Here is a 2,828-nt window from a genome sequence, read left to right on the forward strand (position 1 = left end):
AAAAAGGGCGCGAGGTGGATGCCTTGGCACATGAAGACGAAGAAGGACGTAAGTGAACGAAAACTAGGGATAGCTCACAAAAAGCAAAGACCCCTAGGAATCCGAATGGGGAAACCCGTCTGATGAAGAATCAGACATTCATAGATAAATCCATAGTCTATGAAAGTGAGACCCTGCGAACTGAAACATCTAAGTAGCAGGAGGAAAAGAAAGAAAACTCGATTTTCCAAGTAGCGGCGAGCGAAAAGAAAAGAGCCTAATCCAATAAAGGCAACTATTACTTAGTCAAATCATTTGGGAAAATGAACCAAAGAAAGTGAAAGTCTTGTAGACGAAAAGCAATAGAAGCCGGGAGGAAAGTAGCACCGGACACGAGGAATCCGTTGTGAAGATAGGGGGCCCATCCCCTAAGGCTAAATACTAACATGTGACCGATAGCGAACAAGTACCGTGAGGGAAAGGTGAAAAGAACCCCGAAAGGGGAGTGAAACAGAACCTGAAACCTAGTGCCTACAAACAGACAGAGGACGAAAGAGTCTGATGTCGTACCTTTTGTAGAATGGGCCAGCGAGTTATTGCATAAAGCAAGATTAAGCATTTAAGATGCGAAGTCGCAGCGAAAGCGAGTCTTAAAAGGGCGAATAGTTTTATACAATAGACCCGAAACCGGGTGATCTATCCATGGTCAGAGTGAAGGTGAAGTAAAATTCACTGGAGGCTCGAACCGGGTACGGTTTAAAACGTATCGGATGAACTGTGGATAGGGGTGAAAAGCCAAACGAACTCGGATATAGCTGGTTCTCCTCGAAATAGCTTTAGGGCTAGCCTTTGATGAAAATTGTAGGAGGTAGAGCACTGAATGGTCTAGGGCGGCTTACCGTACCAAAACCTATCAAACTCCGAATGCCAACAAATTAATATCAAGGAGTCAGACTTAGAGGGATAAGCTTCTAAGTCGAAAGGGAAAGAGCCCAGACCGACAGCTAAGGTCCCCAAATCTGGATTAAGTGGAAAAGGAAGTGAACCTACTAAGACAACCAGGACGTTGGCTTAGAAGCAGCCATACATTTAAAGAATGCGTAATAGCTCACTGGTCAAGTGGGTTTGCGCCGAAAATGAACGGGGCTAAAATCCAGTACCGAAGCTTCGGATTGTTAGAGGAATTAAAACTAAAAATGAAGAACTTGACTGAAAATATACAAAAAACCAAGAAGAGAAAACATCAAAGAAAAAAACGCACACAAAAAGAGTAAGCGTAAAACGAACTACAAAAACTGGTAAAAAAGAAGTCAAAGGACTCATAGTTAGTTTTAAAACCTCTAACAGTGGTAGAGGAGCATTGTATTAAGCGAAGAAGCAAGAGCGAAAGCATAAGTGGAGCTAATACAAGAGAGAATGCTGGCATGAGTAGCGAGAAGGGATGTGAGAATCATCCCCGTCGAAACCCTAAGGATTCCTGAGCAAGGCTCGTCCCCTCAGGGTAAGTCGGGACCTAAGCCAAGGCCGAAAGGCGTAGGCGATGGACAACAGGTTTAAATTCCTGTACCGCTTGAAGTCGTAAAGAGAAGTGATGACGCAAGAGGATAACCTTAGCTGCCTGATGGATGGCAGTCTAAAGCTTAAGGGTAAGTTAGAGGCAAATCCCTAACTTGAAAGCCTAAGAGCTGATAGGGATCGAAAACATGAGTAGAGAAGAAAGGAAATTCAAATTGCCAAGAAAAGTCACTATCAAGACAAAAGCGCCCGTACCAAAACCGACACAGGTAGGGAGGTAGAGAATACCAAGACGCGCGGAAGAACCTTTGTTAAGGAACTCGGCAAAATGTCCCCGTAACTTCGGGAGAAGGGGAGCCATAGAGATATGGCCACAGAAACCAGGCCCAAGCGACTGTTTACCAAAAACACAAGTTTCTGCAAAATCGAAAGATGAAGTATAGGAGCTGACACCTGCCCGGTGCTGGAAGGTTAAGGGGAAGGCTTAGCGCAAGCGAAGGCTAGAACTTAAGCCCCAGTAAACGGCGGCCGTAACTATAACGGTCCTAAGGTAGCGAAATTCCTTGTCGGGTAAGTTCCGACCCGCACGAAAGGTGTAACGATTTGGGCACTGTCTCAACAAAGGATCCGGTGAAATTGTAGTAGTCGTGAAGATGCGACTTACCCACGCTAGGACGGAAAGACCCCGTGGAGCTTTACTGTAGGCTGATATTGGACTTTGAGATTAGATGTACAGGATAGTTGGGAGAGGAAGATACATGTACGCCAGTATGTGAGGACTCACCGTTGGGATACCAACCTTCTAATATTAAAGTTCTAACTTTGACCCTTGAATCAGGGCAAAGGACATTGTCAGTCGGGCAGTTTGACTGGGGCGGTCGCCTCCCAAAAAGTAACGGAGGCGTTCAAAGGTTCGCTCAGAATGGACGGAAACCATTCGCAGAGTACAAAGGCATAAGCGAGCTTAACTGCAAAAGAGACAACTTGCGCAGAGTAGAAATACGGACTTAGTGATCCGGTGGCACCGAATGGAAGGGCCATCGCTCAACGGATAAAAGCTACCCCGGGGATAACAGGCTTATCTCCCCCAAGAGTCCACATCGACGGGGAGGTTTGGCACCTCGATGTCGGCTCGTCTCATCCTGGGGCTGGAGTAGGTCCCAAGGGTTGGGCTGTTCGCCCATTAAAGAGGCACGCGAGCTGGGTTCAGAACGTCGTGAGACAGTTCGGTCCCTATCCAGCGTGGGCGTAAGAAATTTGAGAGGAACTGTCCTTAGTACGAGAGGACCGGGATGGACACACCGCTGGTGTATGAGTTGTATCGCCAGATGCAT

Annotated in this window: 1 rRNA gene; it reads left to right on the forward strand. The window is 46.6% G+C overall.

The features are described 5' to 3' along the window. A 23S ribosomal RNA gene (locus MUN42_RS08270) occupies positions 1-2,828 on the forward strand; the annotation flags it as partial.

Source organism: Anaerococcus sp. AGMB09787, assembly GCF_022808955.1.
Lineage (GTDB): Bacteria > Bacillota > Clostridia > Tissierellales > Peptoniphilaceae > Anaerococcus.